A 25,136-nucleotide genomic window follows, 5' to 3' on the forward strand; every position below is an offset into this window, starting at 1 on the left:
AGCGCCGAAGGCTGAAAGACAGTTGTTTTGATAAAGAAAGAGCAGTGTCTGAATGGAATGACTTTAAGAGACTGAGCTTGTGGAGGGGAAGGGGTAGAATGTGCAGATAAAATATTCAAGGCATATTGAAACAAGAATGGCATTGAGAAATATTGAATATGATCTTCCTAAAGTAATTTATGAAAGCGCGGAAGAAAGATTTTTGGATACTGAATCCGGGCATACGATAGCAATTAAAAAGGTGAAAATATATGGCAAAGAACGGGATGTAATGGTAGCATATAGGCATGAGGATGCAGAGGTTAAGCTTTTGACCATACATCCTCTGAAGGAAGGGCAAAAAGAAAACAGGATTCAATCAGGAAGATGGAGGAAAATATAATGGAAGATTTTAAGGTCTTTTATGATGAAGAAGAAGACATTCTCTATCTCGCAAAAGAGGGTGAAGAATCAGAGGTAGTTGAAATTTCACCGGGTGTAAATATGGAGCTTGACAGCAATGGCAACCTTATAGGGGTTGAACTGTTTAAGGCATCCCGCATGTTTAAGGACGTCATTAAATCTATGGAAAAGAAACTTCAGATTGCATAAGCTTCGCCGCCAAGAGAACAGGACATGAGAAAGATTAGATACAGCGATGTTGATGCGCTTAACACAAAATTTTGTGTCTCTATGGATTCCTGTTCTGGTATAATAATCACAATTTTATTGCTTCATTCTGGACAAGGGAGCGCATATGAAAATACTGATTATCCACGGGCCTAACCTTAATCTCCTCGGAAAGAGGGAAGCGGACATCTACGGAACGATGACGCTTGACGATATAAATAATTTACTCAACCTGCTTGCCAAAGATTTGAGTGTTGAGCTTGAGATCAAACAATCCAATCATGAAGGCGAGATAGTGGACATCATACAAAATTCAAAAGACTATTCTGCCCTTGTCATCAATCCCGCAGCCTACACCCATACGAGTGTCGCGATCAGGGACGCGATAGCCGCTGTTGAGATCCCAACTGTTGAAGTGCATCTGTCAAACATTCACAAGCGGGAAGAATTCAGGCACAATTCACTTATCGCTCCTGTGGCGTACGGGCAGATCTCAGGCTTCGGGTTTGACAGTTACCTGCTCGGTTTGAGGGCAGCGGTGTCAATTGCAAATGCGTGTAACGGCAATTCTTAGAAAGAAACTCCAGCAACAAAAAGTTGACGGAATCCTGATCACCGACCTTCTCAATGTCAGGTATCTCACGGGATTTACCGGCTCCTCGGGTTACGCGCTCGTCACCCGGAAGCAGGCTATTTTCGTGACAGACTTCCGTTATAAGGAACAGTCAAGGCAGGAAGTGAAGGGGTTCAGGACCAGGATAGAGCGCGGGGAGAGGGCAGGGGAGCTTAAAGAGATGGTTGAGTTATTGGGCGTTAAGAAGCTTGGATTTGAGGACCATCACGTTACCTTCGGATTTTACAAGAGACTGCTGCAGAAGAAATTAAGGCTCAAGCCGTTGACCGGTGCGGTTGAATCCCTCAGGATAATAAAATCTCCGGCTGAGCTTGATTGTATCAACAAGGCGATCAGGCGAGCGGAAAGGGCTTTCAGAAAACTTCAGCCTTTTATAAAGGCCGGGACAACCGAGCGAAAACTCGCGCTGAAACTTGAAGAACTTCTGAAAGAAGAAGGTTGCAAAACAATACCTTTCGGGGTTATAGTAGCATCTGGTTTTATGTCGGCGCTTCCTCATGCCAGGCCTACCAACAGGGTGATCAAAAAAGGCGATTTTATAGTCTTTGACTGGGGAGGCGAATATGACGGGTATTATTCCGACATGACAAGGACTGTTGCAGTAGGCGGAAAGGACATTGCAAAACAGAGGGAAATTTACTATATTGTCCTTGAAGCTCAGCGGAAGGCCATCGAAGCGGTCAGGGCCGGAATAAAGGCGACCGTAGTTGACGCCGCGGCGAGAAAGCATATCAAGCAGGAAGGTCACGGCGAGAATTTCGGCCACGGCACAGGCCACGGCGTAGGGCTTGCAGTCCATGAGAAACCTTACATCTCATGGCGCAGCAAGGACATGATTAATGAGGATATGGTTTTCACGATAGAGCCGGGCATATATCTGCCTGGTTTCGGCGGGGTCAGGATAGAGGACATGGTAGTTGTGAAAAAAGATCGCGCAGAGGTCCTGACTGGTCTGCCGAAGAATTTTAAAATTATATAAATTATTTTTTCAGGAGGCATTACTTTGATATCAACAAGCGAATTCAGAAAGGGCGCGAAGCTCAAATACAAGGACGCGCCGCATGAGATCATTGATTTCCAGCATCACAAAATGGGCCGGGGCGGGGCGATCATCAGGACCAAGCTCAAGAACCTGGTTACCGGCAGCATCTTTGAAGACACCTTTAAAGGCGGGGAAAAATTCGAGACCCCGGAACTTGAAGAGAAAGTAGCGCAGTATCTCTACAAGGAGGAAAACTTCTTCTTTTTCATGGACACTGTCAGCTACGAGCAATTCCCTTTGACAGCGGACCAGTTGGGGGATGCTATAAAGTATATAAAAGAGAACATGGAGGTCAAAATGCTTTTTTACAGCGGGGCGCCTCTCTCTGTGGAGATACCCATGTTTGTCGAGCTTGCAATTGTAAAGACCGAACCCGGTTTCAAAGGCGATACCGCAAGCGGCAGCAGCAAACCCGCGACGCTGGAGTCAGGCGTTACCGTAAAAGTGCCTTTTCACTTAAATGAGGGAGATGTAATCAAGGTAGATACAAGGACCGGAGAGTACATCGAGAGGGTAAGATAAGTGTTAGTTGTTTGTAAATTAGCGGTTCGTCATTCCCGTGAAAACGGGAATCCAGAAAATACAAAACTGGATTCCGGCTTAAAGACTGCCGGAATGACAGACAAACAGAGTTTATAAACATACACTAAATAGAATACGAGGAATGAAATGGAACTTGACGAGATAAAAGAGCTGATAGAACTTTTAAAGGACACCGATATCACAGAGCTTCAGATCGAGAGAGAAGGTTCAAAGCTCAAGATCAAGAGGGAAAAGTTTTTATCTTCTTTTGAAGCTGTTTCATCCTTCAGGCCGTCAGCAGCGCCTGCCGCGTCGGAAGCAAAGGCGGAAGCCGCCCCGGAAGAGAAAAAACTGTCGACAATTACATCCCCCATTGTCGGCGTATTCCACAGGTCTCCCGCCCCTGAAGCGCCGCCTTTTGTCGAGGTGGGCAGTACGGTCAAAAAAGGGCAGGTGCTCTGCATTGTCGAGGCAATGAAACTGATGAATGAAATAGAGAGCGATACAGACGGCGTGATCGCGAAAATCCTGATAGAAAACGGACAGCCGGTTGAATACGGCGAGCCGCTCTTCCTCATTGAGCCCGGGGCATGACATTGTTTAAAAAGATCCTCATTGCCAACAGGGGCGAGATAGCCCTCAGGGTCATCAGGGCCTGCCGCGAGCTCGACATCCCAACCGTTGCTGTTTATTCCGAGGCAGACAAAGATTCCCTTCATGTGAGATTAGCGGATGAGGCGATCTGCATTGGCCCTGCTTCATCATCGCAAAGTTATTTAAAGATCCCCGCAATCATCAGCGCCGCGGAGATAACCGATTCAGAGGCGATCCATCCTGGCTACGGCTTCCTTTCCGAGAACCCGCATTTCGTAGAGGCCTGCACTGCTTCACGAATTACCTTCATCGGCCCATCAGCGGAGAACATCCGCACAGGCGGCGACAAGTCACGCGCAAGACAATTGATGAAGAGAAAGGGCATACCGGTTGTGCCCGGAAGCGACGGCCCTGTAAGAGACGAAGATGAGGCGCTTAAGAACGCAAAAAAGATCGGCTTCCCTGTCATTCTCAAGGCGTCGGCAGGCGGAGGCGGGCGCGGGATGAGGATAGTGCAGGAGGAAAAAGACCTCTCCTCTCTTTACCACATGGCGCAGAAAGAGGCGTTCGCCGCGTTTGGGAACGGCGACATGTACATTGAAAAATACATCCCGGAGATGCGTCATATAGAGGTCCAGATCCTTGCCGATAACAAGGGGGGCATGGTCTATCTTGGAGAAAGAGACTGCTCTATCCAGAGGAGGCACCAGAAGCTTATCGAGGAGGCCCCCTATTTTTTAGCGACTGCGAAATTCAGAAAGAAGGTCGGCGAGGCCGCGATAAAGGCCGCAAGGGCGATGAGGTACAGGAACGCCGGGACCATTGAATTTATCCTCGACAAGGACGAACAGATATATTTCATGGAGGTGAACACGAGGATACAGGTAGAGCATCCCGTCACCGAAATGATAACCGGCATTGACATCATCAAAGAACAGATAAAGATAGCGGCAGGCGCGACACTGCCTTTTAAACAGAACGAGATAAAATTTTCAGGGCACAGCATGGAATGCAGGATAAACGCCGAGGACCCGGAAAAGTTTATTCCCTCGCCGGGAAAGATCACTTTGTTCATCCCGCCCGGAGGACAAGGGGTAAGGGTGGACACCGCCGCTTATTCAGGATGGGTTGTTCCCGCGCACTATGATTCACTCATCGCCAAGTTGATAGTTCACGGCAAAGACCGTGCGGAGGCGGTTGTAAAAATGAAAAGGGCATTAAAGGAATTCATAGTCGAGGGCATCAAGACAACGATCCCGTTTCATCTGAAGATTCTTGATAACCCCGACTTCATCAGCGGCAATTTCAATACCCATTTTCTTGAGAAGGTCGGTTAGCAGTTCAAAGATTGTCATGCTGAACTTGTTTCAGCATCTGTAAACCCAATGATAAGAGACCCTGAAACCAGTTCAGAGTGGCAGTGAAAATTGAAAAAGCTCTTCTCCAAAAATAACCCCCTCTATCTTATCACCGACAGAACGTTATCAGGACTCTCCCATACACAAATAGTCAGGCAGGCAATTGCCGCTGGCATCAGGACAATTCAACTGCGTGAGAAGCAGATGACGAAGAAAGAACTTTATCATGAGGCCCTTTCCCTGCGTGAGCTTACGAGAAAATATAAAGCTACATTCATCATTAACGATTACATTGACATCGCCCTCGCCGCAGATGCCGACGGCGTCCATCTCGGACAGGATGACATGCCTGTCGAAGAAGCCAGAAGAATAATGGGCAGGAAAAAGATCATCGGCGTCTCAACACACAGTTTGAAACAGGCGCTCAAGGCGCAGGAGGCAGGCGCGGATTACATCGGCTTCGGCCCTATGTTTCCTACCTCAACAAAAGACGCCGGTTCTTCCAAAGGGCTGAGGAAGCTGAGTGAAGTCAGAGAACATATCAATATCCCCATCGTCGCCATCGGCGGAATTAGTCCCAATAATGTTCCTTCCGTATTAGAAGCCGGAGCAGACGCTGTTGCTGTCATGTCGGCAATTTTAAAAGGGGATGTTAGGAAGAATACGGAGAAGTTTTTGTCTGCGATTAAAATAAGAAGGGCATAGCTTTATTCATTCCCGGATTATTTTTACAAGTTTTGCCATGCCTCATCCTCTTCTGGCATAAGCCAGTCTTTTTTGAGAGAGGATTCACTTGCAATTGCTGTATCAAGTTTTTCTTTTCTTATTGCCATAAGAAAATTATAACAGATATTAAATCATGTATATTTTCCTTGCTTTTCCAAATTGTGCTTTGTATTATTAAACACCAATCCAAAACATCAGGGAGATTCTTTATATTGTGCTCGCACATAAAGAATGCGTTGTAATAAAAGGCTGTTAGCAAATCAAAAAAATTCAGCAAATTAAAGATAAATATTTTTAAATATTGTGCTATACGAAAGAAATATCCATCTTTAATTTATAAAGTTTGGAGTAACGATTGTGCAGGCAAAAGAAACTAAACTACAAGACATCATTGAAGGGACAAAACAGTACGTTATTCCGCTTTTTCAGCGGACGTACAGTTGGACAAATAAAGAGTGGGAAATTTTATGGAAAGACCTTATTGAACTTTGTGAAGCTGATAACCCACGGACACATTTCATTGGCTCAATTGTAAATATGCCGACAGTTTCAGTCCCAGAGGGCGTTGCAAAGTTCTTATTAATTGACGGGCAACAACGGTTGACTACAATCTTTATACTACTGACTCTCTTGAGAAATAAAGCCAGAGAGAGCCAACGCCAAGAATTTGCTGAGGAGATCAATAATACTTTGCTTGTCAACCCATACAAAAAGGATAATGACTTTTTTAAGCTAATGCCTACGCAGGTAGACAGAGAAACATACAAGAACCTTATTAACGGAAAACCAAATGAAGCCGACAATCAACTTACAAGGGCGTATTCATTTTTTGACAAGAAACTCAAGCAGCTTCAACTTGAGCACGAGAAGCTAAAGAAAATAATCACGAGTTATTTTTCTGTTGTAAGCATTGTTCTTGATGCAGATGATAACCCATATTTGGTTTTTGAAAGCCTGAACGCAAAAGGAAGACCGCTGACACAGGCTGACCTAATACGAAACTACTTCTTTATGCGCATTCACGTAGATAAACAGGAAGCAGTTTACAATGACTATTGGCAGCCCATGCAGACTGGCCTCAATGATAATCTTACGGAGTACATCAGACACTTTTTAATGAGAGGTGGCAGCATCGTAAAGCAATCTGACGTTTATTATGCTCTCAAAGAAAATGTGTCAACGACTAATGCAATTGACTACCTAACGGAGTTGCAGCGATTTTCGGTTTATTACCAGCGTCTGATTTATCCAGAATTTGAACCCGAAGAAGACTTGCAAAAGTATTTCCGCAGATTCAACAGAATTGAAGTAACAACGGCGTATCCGTTTCTTCTGAATTTGTATGGAATCTATAGTGAGAACAACATCAGCAAGGGTGACTTCATTAATATTCTAAAGATACTGGAGAATTATCTCATTCGTAGGTTTGTCTGCAATATACCAACGAATCAACTCAATAAAATATTCCCGACAGTTTATCCTCAATTGCTTGCCAAGTATCCCGGCAACTTTGTTGAAGGTGTTAAAACAATCTTCCAGAGCAAGGGCTATCCAAAAGACAATGAATTTTCCTTACGGTTTAAAGAAACAAAGTTTTATGGCGCCGGTGATCGGCAAATAAAAACCAAACTAATTCTTGAAACCCTTGAAGAAAACTATGCCCATAAAGAAGCTGTGCCGTTTGACAACTTAACCATTGAGCATATAATGCCGCAAACTCTCTCTGAGTGGTGGCAGAATCACTTAGGCACAGAGTGGGAAGAAACACATGAGTTGTTTTTACATACGATTGGCAATTTAACTCTGACAGCCTACAATACCGAGCTATCAAACGACGATTTCGGAACCAAGAAACAGACATACAACGACAGCCATTTAGAACTTAACAAATATTTCACAAATTTACCCTCATGGACTCGGACAGAAATTGAGAGACGAGCAGAAGCATTATCAAAACAAGCCCTTGAAATATGGAGCTACTTCGGGCAGGAAGACTCTTCACAATCTGAATTACAGGAAGTTACTGGTACAACTCCAACAGGCCTAAGAATATTAGGACAGCAGTTTCGAGTCCAATCGTGGAGGGATGTTTTAGAGCAAACTCTAAACACTGTTGCTGACCTTGAACCAGAGAAGTTTGATGTGATCGCTCATAATTTCCCTCGCTACTTAGGCAAGGATAAGAATAAATTCAGGGCAATCCGACAGCTACAAAACGATTATTTTGTTGAAGTTAATTTATCAGCTCAAAGCATACAGAAATTTTGTTATCAGGCAATGGAAACAATAGAACTTACTTCTGAAGAATGGAATGTAACAATAACATAAAAAGTCAATCACTTATAATGCCTCCTGTTGTCAAGGGGGCAAGGAAAGCTTGAAGAGCAAAAGTGCGTAAGCGCATTAGTATAGAAAACAATTTATGCAATCCCCGACCTCTTAGCCGTCAGAGACTTTTATTTGTTATAATTCAGTTATCAATGAGAGAGGAGGAAATATGAATACATACAAATTTTCAGTGGTGATTGAAAAAGACAGTGATGGGTATTTTGTGCTTTGTTCTGAACTTACTATTGATATGCTAAACTATAAATTATCAAGATATAGAAGAGGATATTATGTCTAAGGTTGGAGAACAGATTCTTGCGGAAGCCTTGAAATTGCCACCGGTGGAGCGGGCAGAACTAATTGAAAATCTTTTTTTCAGCTTTGAGTTCCCTTCCCGAAAAATTATTGACGATTTGTGGGCACAGGAAGTCGAAAGCCGTATTGATGCATTCGAGCGTGGCGAGATAACGGCAATTCCAGCAGAAGAAGTATTCGAAAAAATAGAAAAACTTAAAGGATAATGAAAATCAGATTTTTTGCTCCCGCAGAAGCTGAATTTCTGGATGCCGTTTCATACTACAATACGCAGAGCGAGGGGCTTGGATATGAATTTGCTGCGGAAGTCAATAGAACGATTCAACGAATTATTCAGTATCCCGCAGCCTGGGCCAAACTTTCGGAACGTACCCGTCGTTGCAGAACAAATAAATTCCCATATGGTGTTATCTATCAGGTTAGAGATGAAACTTTATTCATTGTCGCAGTAATGCATTTGAGTCGAGAACCACAAACATGGAAATCACGCCTCCTATGATGAATATAAATATGTGGCTGGGATGAACAAATATGTTGATAAAAATCTGATAGAGAAAAAGCTCCGCAGGATTGAAGATTTCCTCAGAGAACTTGATACCGTACAAGTGGAAGAAGTTCAATAATCTAACAAATCTCCCCTGCCCCCTCTTTTTCAAAGAGGGGAAAAATTCATCCAACTCTTTTATACAATTCTCCGCTTTAATTTGTTACAATTTCTCCGCTATGTTTCTTCAGTAGATACAATCCAGATATCAATGAGAGAGAACAGGACATGAAACGGTTTATGCGGTGATGGAGGGACCTCTGGACAGTCCTACTTCATGACCTGGTTCAGTTCAAATATCGGCAGGAGGACTGCCACGACAATAAATCCGACCAGCAGCCCCATTGTCAGGATGAGGACCGGCTCTAATAATCCGATAGCGCCCCGGAGTTTTCTGTCAAATTCAGCTTCATAAGATTCCGCCGTCTTCATCAGGACCTCAGGCAGTCTGCCTGTCTGCTCTCCGGTGGAGATGATCTGCAAAATGGTCGGAGGAAATCCTTCAAGGCTGCTTGAGAGCTTGGCGCCCTGCGATATTACTTCCTGCGCGGACATGATTTTATTTTCCAGAACTACATTGCCTGTTGCCTTTGCGGTCAGCTTCATCGCGTTTAATATCGGCAGCCCGCCTGACAGGAGAAACCCCATTGTCATGGTGAAGCGAAGCATGTAAAGCCCCATGAGGATGCCTGTCGGTTCTTTAAGGAGCAGGCCGTCGATCAGCTCCTTTTTATTTTTCCTGACCCACCTGTATAACATCACGACTCCGGCTGCAAGCAGCAGGAGCAGCCACCAGAAATTTTTAAAGACAGAGCTTATCCAGATGAGCACGACAGTGATGAACGGCAGGGAGGCTGAGGTGTCCTCGAATATCTTTGTTATCTTCGGTATGACAAACGTGAAAAGGAAGATCAGGATCATTACGCTCACGCACGCCATAAAAATGGGATATATGAGGGCTGTCTGGACTTTGCTTTTTACATTGTTTTCGTTTTCGAGATAGTCGGCGAGCTTCATCAGGACCTCCGTCAACTTCCCGCTGCTTTCTCCAGCTGTGACCATGCCTGTATAAAAATCAGGAAAGATGTCGGGATGCGCCTGCATGGCCCGCGCGAGCGACGCTCCGCCCGACAGCCGGTCTTTTATGTCAATCAAAAGATTTTTCCAGGCGCCTTTTTGCTCTGACGCTAATGAGCCTATAGCATCTATAAGGGTCACGCCTGATGAAAGCAGGGTTGAAAGCCTTCTTGTGATGCTCGCGAGTACTGCGGGAGACAATCTTTTAAACAGAAGTTTTTGCCGGGAGACTGATTCGGAAATCTCTTTAGGGAAGATGCCTTTTGTTTTGATCTTTAATGCGGCGTCTTTTTGACCGTCGGCCTCGATAGCGCCGTCTATCACGGTCCCGTTGGCGTCGTATCCTCTGTATTTAAAAATTGGCATGATTTTAAAAATAGAAGTTAGGAAGTTGGGAAGATTTGAAGTTGAGAAAAGGCAAGAAATCTCATCCTCTTATCTTCTTAATCTCTCAACTTCATCCATTATGCTTCCGCATCCTTCTGCGTTACTCTCAGGACTTCCTCTACTGTTGTAACACCTTTTATGATCTTCTCGACTGCGTTTTTCTGTAAGGGTTTAAACCCGGACTTTACTGTTGCCGTTCTCCTGATCACCTGAGCGTCTTTTCTTTCCACGATCATTGTTCTTATATCAGGGGTGATCTCAAGCAGCTCGTAAATCCCGGCCCTGCCGATGTAACCTTTGCCGAGGCATTTATCACAGCCTTTGCCGCGATAAAGGACCTTAGGCGCAGGCTCGATCTCAAGATAACTTATTTCTTCCTTTGACGGTGCATAGGATTCTTTGCAGTGAGGGCAGATCACCCTCACCAGCCGCTGTGCCAGCACGCATACAAGCGACGATGCCACGAGGAACGGCTCTATCCCCATGTCGATGAGTCTCGTTAATGCGCTCGGCGCATCATTTGTATGCAGAGTGCTGAGAACGAGATGGCCCGTCAGCGAGGCGTGCACAGCGATCTCGGCGGTCTCAAGGTCCCTGATCTCACCAACCATCATGATGTCCGGGTCCTGCCTCAAAATAGACCGCAGTCCAGCGGCAAACGTCAATCCTATTTTTGGATTTACCTGCATCTGCCCGATGCCGCTTAACTGGTATTCAACCGGGTCTTCAACCGTGATGATGTTTCTCTCCTCGGTATTGAGCTTTAGAAGTGAGGCATAAAGCGTTGTGGTCTTGCCTGAGCCTGTGGGGCCGGTCACGAGGATTATTCCGTTCGGCCTGGACAAGGCCTCTTTGAATACACGTAATATCTCGTCCTCCAGTCCAAGCTTTTCAAGGCTCAATACGCCCGCGTGCCTGTCAAGCAATCTGAGAACGGCCCTTTCACCAAGAGCAGTCGGTATTATTGAAACCCTGATGTCGATATCTTTACCGCCTACAAGGAGCCTTATCCTTCCATCCTGCGGGAGCCTTTTCTCCGCGATGTCGAGTCCGGCGATTATCTTTATCCTTGATATGAGAGCGTCCTGGATTATTCTGGGGGGGCTCAGCACTTTGCGCAATATTCCATCCACCCTGAACCTGACATCGAGTCCCTTTTCATACGGCTCTACATGTATATCGCTTGCCTTTTCCTTGGCAGCCTCCATAAGCATGGCATTGAGCAATCGTATTATCGGGGCCTCTTCAGTTAGCTCAAGCAGGTCCTGCGGCGATTCAAACTCCGTGGCGACCATGGACAGGTCTTCGCCTTTGATATCTCCCATCACTTCATTTACCCTGCTGGTCTGGCTGTAGATGCGGTTAATGGCGTCGATAATTACCTTCTCGTCCGCCTGAACGGGATGGGGCTTCAGATTCAGGCCCCTTGCCATGTCCCTGAGCGCGAAGATTCCGCGGTTATCGGCAACAACGCCTAACAGCTCGCCGTCCTCTTTCCGCATAGGCAGGAACACATTTCCCTTTACAAATGAAAGGGGGAGGTCCTGTAAAAGTGAGAACTCCATTTCATCGTCTTTTATGCTGTCGATTGTTTCCATATTTAAAGAGTGACAGTGTCAGTGATTAGTGTCAGTTCACTATTGCTGACTCTGTTAGTGGCACTTACACTGTCTCATATTTTCTTTCTTACCAGCAGCGGTTTTACGTTCAACTTCTTTTTAATCTCTTTCGCAATGAGCAGGCCCTGTTCTTTACTCATGATGCCGGGGACCCTTACTTTGTTGAAATTATTTTCCTCAACGATGAATGCTTCCGGGTAATCGCCTTTTAATTTTTCAAGCACGCCCTGTGCATTTCTAATGTCTTTCCATGAGCCTATCTGGATAAAATATTTGCCTGACGGGGTTGTTTCCGGCGCGGGTTTCTCAGTATTTAAAGTTTTTTTTTCCGTTGGCGCGGGTGTATCAGCCGGGGGAACTGCGATTTCCGTGTTGTTTTCGGTTTGAGACTTGGCAGGCGGAACAGCAGCGTTATCGATAACAGGTTCAATAGTTTGTTCCGGAACAGTTTTTTGTTCCTGGTCTTGCGGGGCGGCTTTGCTCTCTTGAGGGACAGCGGGTTTCTCTTTCTGCATTGTGTCCGAGTCCAGCGGCGGGTTAGTTATCTTGATCCTGTAATTCGGTTCCGCGTAGAGGACTTCAGGCATGGAAGAAAATTCTTTTAAGGCGCCTTCCACTTCCTGCCCGGATTTCAACTGGATATGGTAGACATTTATATCTTTTAAATAAGCTATAACCGACGCCCTCTTTTGCGCAATGATCTCCAGCGCCCTTTCTTTTGAAACATCGTCTTTAAACCGTACCAACAGTTCACCTACATGATAAAATTTTTCCCTCTCCACAAATGTCTTATGCTTCTCATCCGTTATCTTTATCAGTTGGTCCGAGTCCTTGACAACATGCGGTGACAGGAATACCAGAAGGTTCGTCTTGTTTTTTGTCACACTTGTTGTCTTGAAAAGCCAGCCCAATACAGGTATGTCGCCAAGCAACGGCATCTTTGTTACGGACTCCTCTTCTTTTTCCTGCATCAGGCCGCTGATGACAACCGTGCGTCCGTCCCTGACAACAACGGAAGTCTTTGTTGAGCGCTTGGTGGTTGTGGGGCCCACTGTTGTCAGGACAGCTTCAGAGGTATCTTTGACCGCCGAGATCTCCTGCTTGATATCAAGCCTGACATAATCCCCCTCTGTTATCTGGGGAGTGATCTTGAGCATTATGCCGACGTCCTGTCTCTCTATGGAGTTTAAAACCGTATTGGTGGTAGTTACGTCGCGTTCCCTTTTTGAAATAAACGGCACGTTTTCTCCGACTAATATTTCCGCCTCTTCATTGTCGGATGTCAGTATCTGTGGAGTTGAGAGGACATTTACGGCGTCTTTGAATTCGTTCAGGTTGAAGAGGGCCGCGAAACCGGGGGCTGTAAGGGTTGTGGATGTAGCGGCCCCGCTTGAATCTATGGAAGAGATGGGGATGTCGATGAAGTTGCCCATTCCGCCGGCAGTAAATCCCGTTAAACCGTTAACGATCGAAACTAGGGAGCTTGAACTCAAATTCCCAAAGCCGCCGATAACGATCGGTTCACCGTTATGGCTTACCGTGGCCCTCCATTTTGATCCGAGCTCCTTTAGCTTGTCGATCGAGGCCTCAACAATCATGGCCTCAACGTACACCTGCTTTCTTCTCCTGTCGAGGGTCTTTATGACCTGCGCGATATTTTCATACTCGGAAGGGGGCGCGACAACGACAAGTGAGTTGGTCGATTTGTCGGGCGTTACGCTTAATGTCGGGACCGAATCAGGAGACTTCTGTTTGTCCCTCTGTGAAGCCTTGTAGGCTGTCTGGAGGTTTTTCAATATTCCTTCAAGCACCTTTGCAAGAGTCACCGCGTCCGCGTTTTCGAGAAAGTAGACACTCACCTTTGCGGTTTCTTCCTGGGCCGAGGGGAGGTCGATCAATTTCAGAATGGACATTACTTTTTCCATATTCAGGGCGGAATCCACAACAAGCAGGAAATTGCCCGGGCCGAAGGCGGAGATATGACCGTCTCTTGAAACCACCGGACGAAGGAACTGTATAGCGTCATCAGCCTTGATGTTCTGGGTCGGAATGAGTTTTGTGATGTACCCTTCATTAACGGGGATCTTTTCGTCCGTAGATAGCTGGCCTTCCTCCTTTGCCTGCGAAGCCAGGATGATCTTGTACGTCTTGGGGCCGGACGGGATTATGGTGTAGCCTTTCAGGCCCAATACGGAAGTAAAGAGCGAGAAGGATTCGTCAATGGAAAGCTTTGCCGGCGCTATGATGGTGATCTTTCCTTTGACCTTGTCGTCAAAGATGAAGTTGTTGCCTGTTATCTCGCTGATGAATTTTATTATCGTCGGTATGTCGACATCAATGAAATTGAAGGCGATGTTCTCATCTGACTTCCTGTTTTCGGAAAAGGAGAGTCCGGGTGTGAGCGAAAAGGTAAATACAAGCAGACAGATCAAACACAGGGTCCTGACAACTTTCATTTTACCGGTATCTTTCATTTTTCACTTTGAATTTTACAATTTATCTTAATGTTAATCAATAACTACCTTATGCGATAAGTCATCGACATGTTTTGATCGTTCCTGATTATGTCAAGATTAACGCTGTTCATCCCCTTCAATGCCGTCATTGCCTGCATCGCGACTTCGGCGTTTGAGATCTCAAGGCCGTTTATCCTTAACAATATGTCGCCGTTCCTTAACCCAAGACTTTGATAAATGCCCCCCGGCACTACCTCGCTTATTTTGAATCCCGACTGTTTACCGTCCTTGATATTTGGCAGCAGTCTCGCCTCGGTCAGTATCTTTTCGGGATTCTCAAGAGATTGCTGAACCCTCCGGCTGTCGAGGATGTATTCCTTCTCGCCGACCTTTTTGGCAAAGGATGGCCGCTGAGATTCAGTAGACTGCTCCGGAGCTGACGCTGAAGCCGACGGCAAATCCTGCAGCGGGATGGCGCTGATAACAGAGTTTTGTTCTATTTCAATGGACGACTTTTCTATTTTTATTAAGGTCCCGTAATTAAAGACCTCAGTGCCGTATCTGAAGACCTCCTGCTTGCCCGGAGATTGCACCTTGTCCTCAAAGATCGCGTAACTCAGATTTTTGGGGCCGACCACGGTCCCGACGAGGATGAGGTTTGACAAAGGACTGGGCTGGGCCGCATTCTCCTCGGAGACCTCAATTGGGCTGAGTGTCATGGGCGGGCCAAAAGGGTTTTTTTCAAGGATGGGCGAATAATACATGAGAGGTTTTTTGCTTGCTGCTTTTTGCACGGCCATTTTACTTTCGGAAGCCGCCGGGCGCGGTTGTTTCTTTGAAAGCGTGGTGCTGACGATACTGCGGACGAGCAGGAGGCTTGCAATTAGAATAAGCGCCCCGAGAAAATAGTTGAGCAGGTAAAGCTTCTTAAATGAAAATTCAAACATTTTTATTAGCTTAAACTTTTGCCGGTTCGCTGTCAATAATAACAGGTGTAGGCTTAATATAGTCGACTATTATATCGTCGCTTCTTTCAGCGCCTCTGCGCAGGGACACTTTCTCTGTTCGGGGACAAGCGTGAATGTTTCTTTAAGAAGAAGCTTGAGCTGTTCGGTCGTCGCCTTCATCGCGTTCATGACCTCGGAGACAGTGAGCTTTTGCCTGCTGATCCCTGCGGCGTAATTCGCTACAACAGAAATGCCGGAGTAGCATATCTCCAATTCCCTCGCAAGCGAAGCCTCAGGCATTCCGGTCATGCCGACTACATCTGCGCCGAGCAGGGAGAATGATTTTATTTCAGCGGCCGATTCAAGACGCGGCCCCTCTACTGCAACGTATGTTCCACCGCTCCTCACACGGACTTTGACGCGCTTCCCGGCTTTTAACAATGTCCGGCGGAGCTCCGGGCAGTAAGGCTCTGTGAAGTCGATGTGAACGACGCCTTCTTTGCCGTCATAAAATGTAGATCTTCTGTTCCTCGTCATGTCAATAACCTGATCAAGGACCACGATGTCTCCGGGTTTCAGTCCCTTTTTGATCCCGCCTACCGCGCTGATTGAAAGAATTCTCTCGACGCCGAGCTTTTTGAATCCGTAGATGTTCGCCCTGTAGTTGATCATGTGTGGAGGGATGTCGTGGTGTTTGCCGTGGCGCGGAAGGAATACGATTTCGGTATTTCCCATTTTGCCGATGAGATATTGCCCTGAAGGCTTGCCGAACGGGGTCGTGATATTTTTCCTGCCTTTTAAGACGAGACCTTTGATCTCATATAACCCGCTTCCGCCGATAACGCCGATTTTTGACATATCAACCTCCTATAATGTTTAATAAAACTGGACTGTTAATAATGTCAGATTAGTAAAAAGGATTCAAGACCCTTGTCAAAACTTATGATTAAGATCCCGGATGAGCTGTTGCTGAAGATTATCAGGAAGGCGCTGTCAAACGGCGGTGATTACGCGGACATATTTATCGAGCATGAAAGGCCGCTGTCGATACAGCTTGAAGACGACAAGATAGAGAAAGTTGTCTCAGGAATCGACTCAGGAGCCGGTGTCAGAGTTTTATACGGCGGCAAGTCTGCTTATGCTTACACTAATGATCTGTCCGAGGACTCATTGTTAAACATTGCCGGGGCTGTCAGCAGCGCGGTCAAGGAACGCGGTGAAAAGGACAGAGTTGTTGATCTGAGAAGGTCCAGGCCTTTGGTTGATTTCAGAATAAAATACAATCCCCGCGATGTTCAGATAGAGAAGAAGATATCGCTTGTGGAAAATGCAAACAGGACCGCAAAGGGCATCAGCCCGAAGATAAAGCAGGTATCCGTAATCTACAGGGACTCCATTCAAAATGTTTGCATTGCAACTTCAGACGGGACCATTGCGGAGGATGAGCGTATTTATACGCTTGCGCTTGTTCAGGTGATCGCTTCAGACGGTGACGTCTTGCAGACAGGTTATGAACCTGTGGGCGGGCTTACGGGTTTTGAACTGTTTGAAGAAAATCCATTCGACGAGATAGCAGTTAAGGCTGCTGAGAAGGCGGTAAAGATGTTGAGCGCAAGAAAGGCTAGCGGCGGGAGGATGCCCGTAGTAATCTCTGCAGAGGCAGGGGGCACTATGATACATGAGGCTGTTGGACATGGGTTGGAAGCAGATCTTGCGCAACAGGGGTTGTCTGTTTACACAAACAAGATCGGGCAGCAGATCGCATCGCCCTTGGTTACGATTGTTGACGATTCAACGCTGCCTAAAAAGAGAGGCTCATTCAGATTTGATGATGAAGGGACTGTTTCTCAGAGGACGGTCTTAGTAGAGAACGGGGTCCTCAAAAGTTATATGCATGACAGGTTGACGGCGATGAGGGAAGGCACAGGGTCGACAGGAAACGGAAGGCGGCAGTCTTATAAAGACAGGCCGATACCGAGGATGACCAATACATTTATTGAACGTGGGAATGGGTCCCCTGATGAAATAATAGGATCGGTCGATAAAGGTTTCTTCGTGAAAAAGATGGGGGGAGGGCAGGTCAATACGGTTACGGGGGAATTTGTTTTTGAGGTGTCCGAGGGATATCTGATTGAAAAGGGTCAAGTGGGAGAGCCTGTGCGCGGCGCTACACTCATTGGAAACGGCCCCGAAATTCTTAAATCAATAGATATGGTAGGGAATGATTTGGGTTTTGCAATAGGAACATGCGGTAAAGATGCCCAGGGTGTGCCGGTTTCTGACGCGATGCCGACCGTAAGGATACCGGAGATCGTGGTCGGAGGGGAAGCCTGATTTGTGCTAAATAAAGCCACAATAGTTGTATTTATGATACAGATAATAAGATAAGCCCCTTGTTTTTTAAAGATAATTTATTGGTATCTATTTTGCTTATTACTGATGAAAACTTTAGAAGAAAACCTTAAGAAAGGGCTGAAAGAATTTAAAAAGGGCTCTTACCTCTTGGTGTTCTAAAAAGTGTCTGGGTTGTACGATTGCTTCAATTAGCAGTTGGTTGAGAAAAACGAAAGGAAAGAAAAAACTAAGCTTTAGAAAATATGGGATTTTTCTTGGGATTTAAGATGAGACTTCAAAATACATTAAAGAATGAGATCATAATTACTGGAAACGGACTTCACACCGGCCACATTATAAATATGAGGCTCAGACCCGCGCCAAGGGATTCCGGCATAGTATTTATCAGGACCGACAAGAGGGACACCAGAATAAAAGCAAATGTAAGCTCTGTTGTTGATACAACTTTTGCCACAACCCTTGCTTCAGAAGGTGTCAGGGTCGGAACGGTTGAACATCTTTTAGCTGCTTTTGCAGGTCTTGATATAGATAATGTATATGTTGAGATTGATGGCCCCGAGGTGCCGATAATGGATGGAAGCGCCCTGCCGTTTGTTAATAAGATCATGGAGGCAGGAATTGCAAAACAGGCCAAGACGGTATCCTTTATAAGGATACGGGAACCTATTGTGGTCATGGAAGGCCCAAGCCAGATTGCAATTACACCCTGCGAAGGGATGAGGATAACGTATCGTCTTTTCTATACGCATCCTGCTTTTGGAGAGCAAAAGCTTGGCATTGATGTTACGACAAGAAAATTTATCAGCGAGATCGCGCCTGCGAGGACCTTCGGGTTTCTCAGAGATGTTGAAATGCTGAGAGCGAAAGGCCTTGCAAAGGGCGGTTCATTAGAGAACGCGATTGTACTCGGTGAAAAGGAAGTGTTGAACGGCAACAAGCTGAGGTTTAAGGATGAATTCGTGCGGCACAAGATTCTTGACGCTATTGGGGATATTTCCTTGATAGGTTTGCCGGTATACGGACATATCATTGCAAACAAATCAGGACATACCTTACATATAAAACTTCTCAAGAAAATTCTCTCAAGCAGAGATTCATGGGAGATCGCTTCCGAGCCGGTTATCGCGCCTTCAATGACCGGACTGGCCGCACAGGTTTAAGAAACCAACTGGTTTATTTTTACCCTTATCCCTCAAGCTGACTTAAATTCAAAGATTGATGCAAAAAAAAGAGCTGTCCCATCATTGCACGATGGGACAGCTTAATTTCCGTAATGCTGTCGAGATACTTATTTCTTTTTCTTTGCAGGTGCTTTCTTTGCTGTCTTCTTTGCAGTAGCTTTTTTCTTTGTTGCAGCGGCTTTCTTTGTGGCGGCCATTAATATTCACCCCCTTTCTTCTCTCCCGTTTATACGGGAGTAGATTTTACAACCTTCCTAAGAGCAAAATTTTTTTTGCGCTTAAAAGTTTCTTTACGGAACGTTCTCCGCTTTTCTTTAAGGTTTTATATTCAGCCTGACTCATTATTGTATAGCGAATTTCCCTGCCGAACCTTTTTTCAACGTCATCCAGTGTCTTGCCTATATTGTTTGAATCACAGACGACGAATAGATCCAGAGAGGGGAGATTCGGGTCATCAACATAGGGGCCGTGGATAAAAGCGGCTTTTGCATCCAGTGCCTTTAAAACGGACTTGAGGGCGCCGGGGACCCCCAGTGACTTTGCGATCAGACCTTTAAGCTCGGGGAACAGGGAAGAGTTCCTGTTGACTTTGAAATATTTGAGGTTGCCTTCCCTCTCGCTTGTAACGAGGTCCATCTGTTCGAGTTTGTCGAGTTCTCTTTTTATGCCGGATGCGTTTTTGTTTGTAAGTCTGGCGATCTCTCTGACGTAAAACTTTTCTTCAGGATTGTTGAATAACAGCGACATGATGTCTGCTCTTATTCCCGATGTGAAAAGTTTTTCTAACATATCTGCATATAATGTATAAAATTAAAATAAACTTGTCAAGAGAAAAATGCAAAAAAGAAACAAAGAGATACTTTTTGTATACAAGTCGATTGTTGCTTATAATGATATTATTGTTGACAATAAATGAACAATAAAGAAAACGAGCATTGACGGCAGGCTGACATGACGGAAAATATATCCGCGTTTTTTCAGGATAGGGAAAGCGATTATTTGTGTTCAGCGGCTGTGATATAATATCAGCGTGAATGAGGTGGTACGGGACAGCATCCCGGCTGCCGCATTGCAATAAACAAAAAATGAAGGAAGGCGAATGCTTTAAATGCGCGAGGCAGTTGAAGCGTTTGGGGGTGATGAACAGAAATGGACAATAATAAACTGAGGGACGAGATACTGGAGCTTCTCTGGGCGCTGCGGGAGAAGGGTTCAAAAAGTTTTACTGAAGTTGTCAGGGGCATTAATGACAGCGGGGCTTCCGATGCCTTGAGGAAAATGGAAAAGTCCGGTCTCGTGACGATTTCCGATGACGACGTCGAACTAACCGATAAAGGCGATGCCCGCGCGAGGGACCTGATACGGCGTCACCGCCTTGCCGAAAGGCTTTTTCATGACGTGCTTGAGGTCGGGATGGAGGAGAGCGAAGAGACCGCCTGCGAGATCGAGCATTTCCTGTCCCCTTCCGTCACTGACAGCGTTTGCGCATTCCTCGGACATCCGCCTACATGTCCTCACGGCAAACCCATACCTCGCGGCGAATGCTGTTCCAAATACAGGAATGAGGTGAAACCCCTTGTCATGCAATTAAAGGAGCTCGATGTCGGTTCAAAGGGAAGGATCATATTTATAGTGCCTTCCGAGAACTCGAGGCTCGAACGCCTTGCGTCGATGGGGATCGTGCCCGGCAGCATTATAAAGCTGAAGCAGAAGAGGCCGTCGTTCGTTCTGGAGATCGACGAGACCACGCTTGCGATAGACAGCGCGATTGCCGAAGAGATCTATATTAAAGAGCAGAGATAAAAAAGCGTCAGGGCTTTACTTGACGCCCGGCGCGAGTTCCGTAAGCCGCTGTTTAGCGAATTTTCCCAATTCGGTGTCGGGCGCAACCTGTAATTGATAATCGTATTCTCTGACAGCAGACCTGACATTGCTGGTTTTTTCATAGCTGATCCCAAGCAGGCCGTGGACCTCCGGATGCTTCGGGGCCGCCTCTGCGAAGTTTTGCAGATAAGGCGCGGCTTCCGCATATTTCTGTAACTTGAAATAACTCTTTCCCAGGCCGAAATGTGTCTGAGCGTGACCGGGGAACAGCGCGAGGCTCTTTTTAAATTCATCCACTGCCTTTCCGTGATTCCCCTGATAATAATTTACAAGTCCGAGCCCGTAGAAGGAGGGCTGGTGATTAGCGTCAATCGAGAGGGCCTTCCGGTATGATCTTTCGGCATCGGGATAATTTTTCTGCTGAAGTTTTATCAGGCCCATCAGATCGTAAAACGGGGCCTGTGAGGCGTCAAGGCCGATCGCCTTATTCAGCCTCTCTTCAGCCGCGCTGAAATTCTCTTTCTGATAAAGGTCCTCTGCCTCGTCATAAACAAAGTAGGTCTGGTTCACCTCTTTGATCTTTTTGACCGCCTCCTGGAAACGTCCCTGGTGTCTGCCGTCATCTCTGATAGTGTACGGCGGCAGTCCATTTATCATTGCCTGTATCTCGTTGATCCTTACCTCCGCCCTCGGATGCGTTGAGAGCATCTGCGTTATGAAGTTGTTCTCCTGGCGTGTCTTTCCCATCCTCTTTAAATAATCATCCACTGTCTTCTCAAGGACCTTGTGGGCGGATATTGCCTCACGGGGATCATAACCAAGTCCTGCCATGTACTTGACGCCGAGCCCGTCCGCCTGAATCTCCTGGTCCCTGTCATAGCTCAGGAACAAAAGGCTGGTCCCGACAGCGCCGGCCTTCATCAGTATGTCGCCTCCCTTTTTCTCCCCCAGCGCGGCCGCCCCGATGGTCAGGCCTAATTGCTGAAGGGTAAGCCGCGTCATTTTCTTAGCAGAGTGCCTTGCCATGACATGACCTATCTCGTGGCCGATTACAGCCGCAAACTCCGCCTCGTTTTCCATGTTGCTGAGCAGCCCCCTTGTGATGGCGACATTACCCGGAAGGGCAAAGGCATTTGGTATGGAGGTGTTCTGAATATGAAATGCAACCGGGAGCTGTGGCCTTTCAGAGTTTTGCCACAATTGTTTTACTATCGAATCGAGATAAGATTCAAGGGCGCTGTCGTGGTAGTATCCGCCGAATTCCCATTGCAGTGACGGCGAAGCTTCTTTCCCCATCGCAAGTTCCTGTTCTTCACTCACAAGCATTAATTCATACTGTCCCGTAACCGGATTAGAGGCGCATGAAATAAAAACAGGCAGAAGAAATAAAACAAGCAATTTTAGAAATGCCTTATTCATAATGTGTAATTTTATCTTATTGCCGTTAAAGCATCAACCGCTTTTTGTTGTCATTCCCGCAGTCCTTAAACGGGAATCCAGGAGCGGTTAAGTGTCAAGGAAAACCGGACTCCCGATAAAGACATCGGGAATGACATCCAAGGAGTTGGGCTCCTCTCAATGCCATCTGTGTATTAACTCTTTCAACAGCCTCCTGAAAACATTGAGGAAAATTCTGTGGTATGATTTAAGAAAATTGGAAGATTGGACCAGAGGAAACATGGTAGAAGAAAGACTGCGCCTGCTGGAATCCGCAGTTAAAAACGCAAATGACGCCATCATTATATTAGAGGCGGAACCCGGCGAGGACCGCGGCAGAAAGATACTGTTTGTAAACGAAGCCTTTACAAGGATGACCGGCTACACCTACGAGGAGGCCGCGGGCAGGACGCTCAGGATGCTGCGCGGCCCCAACACGAGCCTTAAAGAGGTAAACAAGATACGCGAGGCATTTGACGCTCGAAAGCCTGTCAGGGTGGAGCTTGTTAATTATCGCAAAGACGGATCAGAGGTATGGGTTGAGTGCAACATAGTCCCCTTTGCTGACGAGGGCGGCAAATTTCTGCATTGGGTGTCCGTCCAGAGGGACATCACCGAACGGAAACAGGCCGAAGAAGAGAGGGAACAACTGATATATAAAATTAATACCATCAACGCGGACCTTACAGAGCTGAATCAGCAATTAGAGACAATAGGCGCGGAAAGGACGATGAGCCTGATGGCGTTGACCGTAGCTGACAGGATAAGGAACCCCGCCTCGGTGATAGGCGCAAGGTGCAAAAGGATCCTTGCAAAAAAAGAAATATCGGAAGACCTGAAGGAAAATCTCCAGCCCGTCATCGGAGAGGCGGAAAAGCTGGAAGCCATAGTGAAAGAGTTCGAGGCCTTTCTGAAAAACAGGCAGTCGAAATTCACGCATGAGGACATCAATAAGATAGTTAAAAGCGTTGTCTCCATACTTGAGAAGGAGGCATTATATAAAAAGATAGAAATGGCCGTTAACCTTTCAAAGGAGCCGCTGAAGATCAATATTCAGAAAGCCCTGTTCAGCGTCGCGGTCTTCCATCTTATAAAGAACGCGGTTGAGGCGACATCCAAAGGAGGCAGGGTGACGGTGGAGACATCAAAAGACGATGACAGCGCGGTCATTATAGTCTCCGACACAGGGCATGGAATACCGCAAGCGGATATTGAAAACGTATTTAAGCCCTTTTTCAGCACGAAGGAACGGGGATTCGGCATGGGACTGCCGCTGGTCAAACAGATAGTATCGGAACACCTTGGGAACCTAATACTGGAAAGCAAAGAGGGCCAGGGCTCGACCTTTAAAATGTTGTTCCCTTTGAGATGGAAGTAAAAGAAAGAGTGTCAGCCCTTCTTTCTGGTGATTGAATCACTCTGCAAAAAAAGCCCTCATTTTTTTATAGCCTTTACTTTTTATACTAAGGTAAGCTTAAATCACGCTCTAATTGATTTTCAGATACTTCGCACAGTGGGGGGGGGTAACACCTGTTCAAGAGCGGGCTTTTTAGCAAAACCAAATTAATCAATAACTTTTCAATAAATATATTTTAATATTGTGCTATGCAGAAGGAGACATATAAAATATGTCTAATATCGTTATGTCTCATCGCTTCGAGAGTGATGGAGTGATAAATGATATAGCTTAGTTATGGCGGTGCATTTAATGCAGAAATGGTGGAAATGGTGGGGTCAGACTTGTCTATTGACATTTGAAGTGTGCCCTGCTAAAGTGACGCATGGCAAGGAAGCCGAGGATAGAGTTTGAAGGAGCGTTTTACCACGTAATAATCCGAGGAAACCAGAGGCAGAAGATATTCAGGGACGAAAAAGATTACAGGAAATATCTTGAGATACTTTCCGGCTACAAGAAACAGTATCACTATCGTCTTTTTGCATACGTATTGATGAATAACCATGTGCATTTGCTGTTGGAGACAAAGGATATCCCGCTTTCAAAAATACAGCAGGGGATTAATCAGCGATACACAATGTATTTCAACCGGAAATATAAAACAGTGGGGCATCTCTTCCAGGGGAGGTACAAAGCAATTCTTTGCGATAAGGATAGATATTTACTTTCATTGACAAAGTACATACATTACAATCCGGTGCGGGCGAAGATGACGAAATTGCCTGAAGATTATAAGTGGAGCAGTCACCGGAATTATTCTGGAAGAATTAAGGATGACCTGATTGAAGTCGATCAGGTTCTACGCATGTTTTCGGAAGACAAGACACAGGCGAGGCGTCTCTATCGGGAGTTCATGGGTGAAGGCATAAATATCAAAAAAGAAGATGTCTACAGGACCGTGGACCAAAGGATACTTGGGGATGAAAGTTTTGTAGAAAAAATATCAGATAAAACGGAAGAAAGAATTAAAGAAAAGAGAAAGAAACATGAACACACTTTAGAAGGAATAACAAAAGCGGTAGAGACGGTCCTGGGGATAACAATCAAACAGATGAGGGAAAAAGGCAAAGACCGGGAAATATCTCTTGGAAGAAAGCTGATGAGTCTCGCAGCAAATGAGTATGGCTACAAGGGCAGAGATGTGTCGAGATATCTCAGGAAAGACCCATCGATTATAACGAGATATTTAAAGGAGAGAAACAATCTGAAAAAGGCAGCGGAAACGGTGTTTAAGGTGTTATGCAATAACAAATGTCAATAGGCAAGTCTGACCCCAGCGTGCCTGACCCCAGCGTGCCCCAGCGTGAATGAGAAGAAATTAAACACCGAAGAAGGCAGAAAGATATATGGCAAGAGGAAGATACTTGCAGAACCTGTATTCGGGCAAATCAAGGTTGTAGGCGGCTTGACTCAATTTCTTCTGAGGGGATTGGAGAAGGTCAGAACAGAATGGAAGATGAGTGCGGTTGCTCATAATTTATTGAAAATAACCAGGAGAATCATGGAAGGGAAAGTAAGAGACTGTCTCACTAACTGTGTAAGTTCAATTTTCACTGTATCCTATCCTCAAACAATATAGCGATCTGAGAATAGACTTGAGACCATCCTCTGAGAGGCATGGTCCATTTTTTATCGAGTTCCAGTGCTGCCATATATAGAGACTTCAAGATAGCGTCATCAGTTGGGAATAGCCTTCTGGCACCAGTAGCCTTTCTGAATTTACTA

General features: G+C 45.8%; 24 protein-coding genes and 1 pseudogene. 17 read left to right on the top strand and 8 right to left on the bottom strand.

Translation table 11 applies throughout. The features are described 5' to 3' along the window. Window positions 1-100: 100 nt before the first annotated feature. The 8 genes from HZB61_04780 to thiE all read left to right on the top strand — a co-directional run bounded on the left by HZB61_04780 (window position 101) and on the right by thiE (window position 5,464). Window positions 101-382, top strand: coding sequence for a hypothetical protein (locus tag HZB61_04780; protein MBI5055913.1), 282 nt, complete (start codon window positions 101-103; stop codon window positions 380-382). After that, complete coding sequence (locus tag HZB61_04785; GenBank protein ID MBI5055914.1) at window positions 382-591, top strand: DUF2283 domain-containing protein; 210 nt, start codon at window positions 382-384, stop codon at window positions 589-591. The genes HZB61_04780 and HZB61_04785 overlap by 1 nt, the downstream gene beginning before the upstream one ends. 145 nt (window positions 592-736) lie before the next feature. After that, window positions 737-1,183 carry a type II 3-dehydroquinate dehydratase gene (gene aroQ, locus HZB61_04790; protein MBI5055915.1) on the top strand — a complete coding sequence of 149 codons (447 nt, stop codon included), beginning with the start codon at window positions 737-739 and terminating at the stop codon, window positions 1,181-1,183. Beyond that, window positions 1,161-2,222 (top strand): aminopeptidase P family protein, encoded by a 1,062-nt coding sequence (locus tag HZB61_04795; GenBank protein MBI5055916.1) that lies wholly within the window; start codon window positions 1,161-1,163, stop codon window positions 2,220-2,222. Before aroQ ends, HZB61_04795 begins: the two co-directional genes overlap by 23 nt. A 24-nt stretch (window positions 2,223-2,246) precedes the next feature. Beyond that, a complete protein-coding gene (efp, locus tag HZB61_04800; GenBank protein MBI5055917.1) occupies window positions 2,247-2,807 on the top strand; it encodes an elongation factor P in 561 nt (186 codons plus the stop codon). Between the two features lie 147 nt (window positions 2,808-2,954). After that, a complete protein-coding gene (gene accB / locus HZB61_04805) occupies window positions 2,955-3,401 on the top strand; it encodes an acetyl-CoA carboxylase biotin carboxyl carrier protein (GenBank protein ID MBI5055918.1) in 447 nt (148 codons plus the stop codon). Window positions 3,402-3,403: 2 nt separating this feature from the next. Next, on the top strand, window positions 3,404-4,738 hold the full coding sequence (accC, locus tag HZB61_04810; GenBank protein ID MBI5055919.1) for an acetyl-CoA carboxylase biotin carboxylase subunit: 1,335 nt from the start codon (window positions 3,404-3,406) through the stop codon (window positions 4,736-4,738). 90 nt (window positions 4,739-4,828) lie between these two features. Continuing rightward, on the top strand, window positions 4,829-5,464 hold the full coding sequence (gene thiE, locus HZB61_04815) for a thiamine phosphate synthase (protein MBI5055920.1): 636 nt from the start codon (window positions 4,829-4,831) through the stop codon (window positions 5,462-5,464). 23 nt (window positions 5,465-5,487) lie between these two features. Here thiE and HZB61_04820 read toward each other — a convergent pair. Further along, window positions 5,488-5,580 (bottom strand): annotated as a pseudogene (locus HZB61_04820) (DUF2281 domain-containing protein). A gap of 262 nt (window positions 5,581-5,842) precedes the next feature. Here HZB61_04820 and HZB61_04825 point away from each other — a divergent pair. The 3 genes from HZB61_04825 (at window position 5,843) to HZB61_04835 (ending at window position 8,627) form a co-directional block, all read left to right on the top strand. Then, entirely contained in the window at window positions 5,843-7,813 is a 1,971-nt protein-coding gene (locus HZB61_04825) for a DUF262 domain-containing protein (protein ID MBI5055921.1), read from the top strand. Window positions 7,814-8,103: 290 nt separating this feature from the next. Further along, window positions 8,104-8,334, top strand: coding sequence for an addiction module protein (locus tag HZB61_04830; GenBank protein MBI5055922.1), 231 nt, complete (start codon window positions 8,104-8,106; stop codon window positions 8,332-8,334). Beyond that, complete coding sequence (locus HZB61_04835) at window positions 8,334-8,627, top strand: type II toxin-antitoxin system RelE/ParE family toxin (GenBank protein ID MBI5055923.1); 294 nt, start codon at window positions 8,334-8,336, stop codon at window positions 8,625-8,627. Before HZB61_04830 ends, HZB61_04835 begins: the two co-directional genes overlap by 1 nt. A 315-nt stretch (window positions 8,628-8,942) precedes the next feature. On the opposite strand, the gene HZB61_04840 is transcribed toward HZB61_04835, so the two are convergent. From HZB61_04840 to mtnP, 5 genes are all read right to left on the bottom strand, one after another. Further along, on the bottom strand, window positions 8,943-10,115 hold the full coding sequence (locus HZB61_04840; protein MBI5055924.1) for a type II secretion system F family protein: 1,173 nt from the start codon (window positions 10,113-10,115) through the stop codon (window positions 8,943-8,945). Window positions 10,116-10,213: 98 nt separating this feature from the next. Then, window positions 10,214-11,734, bottom strand: coding sequence for a type II secretion system ATPase GspE (gspE, locus tag HZB61_04845; protein MBI5055925.1), 1,521 nt, complete (start codon window positions 11,732-11,734; stop codon window positions 10,214-10,216). A gap of 74 nt (window positions 11,735-11,808) precedes the next feature. Further along, complete coding sequence (locus tag HZB61_04850; GenBank protein MBI5055926.1) at window positions 11,809-14,229, bottom strand: SPOR domain-containing protein; 2,421 nt, start codon at window positions 14,227-14,229, stop codon at window positions 11,809-11,811. A 44-nt stretch (window positions 14,230-14,273) separates the two neighbouring features. After that, window positions 14,274-15,158 (bottom strand): PDZ domain-containing protein, encoded by an 885-nt coding sequence (locus tag HZB61_04855; GenBank protein MBI5055927.1) that lies wholly within the window; start codon window positions 15,156-15,158, stop codon window positions 14,274-14,276. A 69-nt stretch (window positions 15,159-15,227) separates the two neighbouring features. Then, entirely contained in the window at window positions 15,228-16,016 is a 789-nt protein-coding gene (gene mtnP, locus HZB61_04860) for an S-methyl-5'-thioadenosine phosphorylase (protein MBI5055928.1), read from the bottom strand. Between the two features lie 84 nt (window positions 16,017-16,100). Here mtnP and HZB61_04865 point away from each other — a divergent pair, with 84 nt between their 5' ends. Both HZB61_04865 and HZB61_04870 read left to right on the top strand, forming a co-directional pair. Further along, the gene (locus tag HZB61_04865; protein ID MBI5055929.1) at window positions 16,101-17,492 is read left to right on the top strand and encodes a TldD/PmbA family protein; all 1,392 of its coding nucleotides are present in this window, start codon (window positions 16,101-16,103) and stop codon (window positions 17,490-17,492) included. Window positions 17,493-17,779: 287 nt separating this feature from the next. Then, on the top strand, window positions 17,780-18,673 hold the full coding sequence (locus tag HZB61_04870) for a UDP-3-O-acyl-N-acetylglucosamine deacetylase (protein MBI5055930.1): 894 nt from the start codon (window positions 17,780-17,782) through the stop codon (window positions 18,671-18,673). A 264-nt stretch (window positions 18,674-18,937) separates the two neighbouring features. Here HZB61_04870 and HZB61_04875 read toward each other — a convergent pair whose 3' ends face one another. Further along, complete coding sequence (locus tag HZB61_04875; GenBank protein MBI5055931.1) at window positions 18,938-19,483, bottom strand: winged helix-turn-helix transcriptional regulator; 546 nt, start codon at window positions 19,481-19,483, stop codon at window positions 18,938-18,940. 360 nt (window positions 19,484-19,843) lie between these two features. Here HZB61_04875 and HZB61_04880 point away from each other — a divergent pair, with 360 nt between their 5' ends. Next, window positions 19,844-20,497, top strand: a complete 654-nt coding sequence (locus tag HZB61_04880) for a metal-dependent transcriptional regulator (protein MBI5055932.1) — start codon at window positions 19,844-19,846, stop codon at window positions 20,495-20,497. Between the two features lie 15 nt (window positions 20,498-20,512). Here the strand turns inward: HZB61_04880 and HZB61_04885 are convergent, their stop codons facing one another. Then, a complete protein-coding gene (locus tag HZB61_04885; protein MBI5055933.1) occupies window positions 20,513-21,937 on the bottom strand; it encodes a M48 family metalloprotease in 1,425 nt (474 codons plus the stop codon). Window positions 21,938-22,196: 259 nt separating this feature from the next. Here HZB61_04885 and HZB61_04890 point away from each other — a divergent pair, with 259 nt between their 5' ends. From HZB61_04890 to HZB61_04900, 3 genes are all read left to right on the top strand, one after another. After that, complete coding sequence (locus tag HZB61_04890; protein MBI5055934.1) at window positions 22,197-23,333, top strand: PAS domain S-box protein; 1,137 nt, start codon at window positions 22,197-22,199, stop codon at window positions 23,331-23,333. Window positions 23,334-23,736: 403 nt separating this feature from the next. Beyond that, window positions 23,737-24,672 carry a transposase gene (locus tag HZB61_04895; GenBank protein ID MBI5055935.1) on the top strand — a complete coding sequence of 312 codons (936 nt, stop codon included), beginning with the start codon at window positions 23,737-23,739 and terminating at the stop codon, window positions 24,670-24,672. Between the two features lie 42 nt (window positions 24,673-24,714). Further along, window positions 24,715-24,990, top strand: coding sequence for a transposase (locus HZB61_04900; protein MBI5055936.1), 276 nt, complete (start codon window positions 24,715-24,717; stop codon window positions 24,988-24,990). Window positions 24,991-25,136: the final 146 nt, after the last annotated feature.

The sequence above is a fragment of the Nitrospirota bacterium genome, from assembly GCA_016214845.1.
Taxonomy (GTDB): domain Bacteria; phylum Nitrospirota; class Thermodesulfovibrionia; order UBA6902; family UBA6902; genus SURF-23.